Origin of the sequence: Streptomyces sp. SID5785, from assembly GCF_009870065.1 — a bacterium.
In the GTDB taxonomy this organism is placed as follows: domain Bacteria; phylum Actinomycetota; class Actinomycetes; order Streptomycetales; family Streptomycetaceae; genus Streptomyces.
This window is the reverse complement of record NZ_WWIA01000888.1, coordinates 1-996: the sequence shown is the minus strand read 5'-3', so window position 1 is coordinate 996 and position 996 is coordinate 1. Positions and strand designations below refer to the sequence as shown.

Below are 996 nucleotides of genomic sequence, written 5' to 3'. Positions count from 1 at the left end.
GATGAGCCAGGCGGCACAGAACCTGAACTGGTTGATCACCAACTTCGTGGACAACACGCCGGGTGTCTCGCACACGGTGGTGGTGTCCGCGGACGGTCTGCTGCTCGCGATGTCAGAAGGATTCCCGCGCGACCGCGCGGACCAGTTGGCGGCCGTGGCGTCGGGTCTCACGTCGCTCACGGCGGGCGCGTCCCGCATTTTCGAGGGCGGGCCGGTGAATCAGACGGTCGTGGAGATGGAGCGCGGCTTTCTCTTCATCATGTCCGTCTCCGACGGCTCGTCCCTCGCCGTGCTCGCGCATCCCGAGTGCGACATCGGTCTCGTCGGCTACGAGATGGCGCTGCTCGTCGACCGGGCGGGCGCCGTGCTCACCCCGGATCTCCGTGCCGAGCTGCAGGGCAGCCTGCTCCACTGACGGGGTGACGGCCGGTAACCCCGGCCACATCTGAAGTCTGACGCACCACCCGCCCCGAAATCCAGAGAGACCACGCAATCCCCTTCCGACCCACGTCCGGCCGTCACACAATCCCCCCACCGGCCCACCCTCAGACGGCAGCTCCCCGAATCTGCCGTCCCGCCCGGAGGATCCATGACCCCGCCCACCGCTCCTCACGACCCGTACGGCAGGACCGCTGCAGACGCTGCCTACGGTGATGAGGGCGACCAGCCGCTGGTCCGCCCGTACGCGATGACCGGCGGCCGGACCCGGCCGCGCTACCAGCTCGCGATAGAGGCGCTCGTCTCCACGACCGCCGACCCGGCGGCGCTGATGACGCTTCTCCCGGAGCACCAGCGCATCTGCCACCTGTGCCGCGAGGTGAAGTCCGTCGCCGAGGTGTCGGCTCTCCTGACGATGCCTCTCGGTGTGGCCCGGATCCTCGTCGCGGACCTCGCGGAGGCCGGCCTCGTCGCGATTCACCAGCCGGGTGGCGACGAGAACAACGGCGGTGCGCCGGACGTGACTCTGCTCGAAAGGGTGCTCAGTGGACTTCGCAA

The 996-nt window shown here is 68.9% G+C and carries 2 protein-coding genes; both read left to right on the top strand.

What is annotated here, in order from left to right:
• Position 1 precedes the first annotated feature (1 nt).
• Complete coding sequence (locus tag GTW43_RS28890; RefSeq protein ID WP_003951074.1) at positions 2-415, top strand: roadblock/LC7 domain-containing protein; 414 nt, start codon at positions 2-4, stop codon at positions 413-415.
• A gap of 174 nt (positions 416-589) precedes the next feature.
• The coding region (locus GTW43_RS28885; RefSeq protein WP_161304938.1) for a DUF742 domain-containing protein at positions 590-996 on the top strand (407 nt) is incomplete at its 3' end.

Excerpts from the sequence above, each read along its gene's own strand:
- GTW43_RS28890 (WP_003951074.1), top strand. The coding sequence starts at position 2 with ATGAGCCAGGCGGCACAGAACCTGAACTGGTTGATCACCAACTTCGTG.